This window comes from Ventrimonas sp. (assembly GCF_048380235.1).
GTDB lineage: Bacteria > Bacillota > Clostridia > Lachnospirales > Lachnospiraceae > Brotaphodocola.
The window spans coordinates 1-1,665 of sequence record NZ_DBFCCJ010000015.1 but is presented as its reverse complement, the minus strand read 5'-3'; the positions used below and the strand labels follow the sequence as shown (position 1 = coordinate 1,665).

The 1,665-nt window shown below is 48.0% G+C and carries 1 protein-coding gene; it reads right to left on the bottom strand.

Features of this window, described 5'->3' with window-relative positions; translation table 11 throughout:
* Positions 1-87: 87 nt before the first annotated feature.
* Positions 88-1,665, bottom strand: a 1,578-nt coding sequence (locus ACMP1L_RS02245) for a DUF4368 domain-containing protein (RefSeq protein ID WP_418451896.1), incomplete at its 5' end; no start/stop codon positions are given.

The window sequence follows — 1,665 nt, the reverse complement described above, 5'->3', positions numbered from 1 at the left end:
CAGAAAGTTTTAGGTTGGGTATATCATAATCTCCACAACGAATGTAAGTCAACTTACTCATATTCATTCTCCTTTGCTCCATGATGATTAGACTGCTGCGTTGGCTGCTATGCTGCCTTTGCGCGGTTCTTCTTTCGGTAGCTGTCCGACAGTAGAAAAAATACCTTTTTTCATATCCTCAGCCCGGATCAAGGCTTTCTTAGCGTCCATTTCCGCTTTTTTCTTCGCCTTGATTTTGTCCTCATACCGTTTTTGTGCGCCGCTGGCTTTCCGCTTCAAATAGTTCTGATGAAGCCTGTCCTTGCGTTCTTCTTTTTTCCGCAGTTCTTCCTGTTCCTCCGGGGTTAAAGGAACCGGTTGCAAGGATGGTGGGATATAGCGTCCTAAAAAATTGAAGTAGATTTCAATTTCCTGCGTGGTGTCCTGACTGCCTTTTCGGACGCGTTCGTGGACAAGGATTTTCTCTACAAACTCGTTGAGCATGGTGTTTGTCAGCGTGTCAAAATTCTCGTACTTATCAATCAGGGCTATAAATTTCTCCGCTGATTTCTGGCTCTGCTCATAGCCGGTAACAGCCTTTTCCAGCTCTGCAATTTCAACCTCAAGTGCGTCCTGCTCTTTGGCATACTGTGCATCAAGCGCCCTATATCGTGCATCCGGCAGCTTGCCGAGGGCATTGTCCTCATAGATTTTGCAAATCAGTTTTTCCAGTTCTCCGGCTCTCTTTTGAGCAGCGGCCAGACGCCTGCGCTTTTTCGATATATCGGCACTCTGTTGAGCAACCTGCGTTTCCTGAACGGTGTGAATAAATTCCGTCCGGTCATTTCTGGAATATTCAGCGATAGCCCGGAGCGTGTCAGAAACCAATGTCAGAACAGCACTCTCATTGATACGGTGTTGAGTGGGGCATAGTGTCCCACACGGAATTTTGGTATAATTGGAACAGGTATATTGAGAAATCCGCCTGCCATTGTTGGTGCGGTGGACATACATCTTGCCGCCACAATCGGCACAATAGAGCAAACCTGTGAGGGGAGCCGCTTCGCCCCAGCCGTTTGGATAACGCCGTACATTGCTACGGATTTTCTGCACCAGATCAAAGGTCTGCTGGTCGATAATGGCTTCATGGGTATTCTCAAAGATCGTCCATTCATCCTCAGAAACATAGTGGCTTTTCTTGTCCTTAAAGTGCTTGCGGGTCTTGAAATTGATGGTATGCCCTAAATACTCTCGTTTTTTCAAAATGTTCACGATGGTAGATGATCCCCATCCATAGGGGTCTTTGACCGGCTTTGAACGGTTCACACCTTCGTTGAATCGGGCAAGGTGTACGACAGGAATTTCAATCCGGTCTGCGGACAACTTGCAAGCGATCTGATAAGGCCCATATCCCTCCAGCGTGAGGGAAAAGATACGGCGTACCACTTCGGCGGCTTCCTCATCTACCAGCCAATGTTCCCGCTTTTCATCCCACAAGTAGCCGTAAATCACGGTGCCTGTCAGGTGCTTACCACTCATGCCTTTTGACTTAAACACAGAGCGGATTTTCCGGCTGGTGTCGCGGGCGTAAAACTCATTCATGATATTGCGGAAGGGCATAAAATCATCGTCGCCTTTCAGACTGTCCACGCCATCGTTGATGGCAATTAACCGGACGCCGCGCTG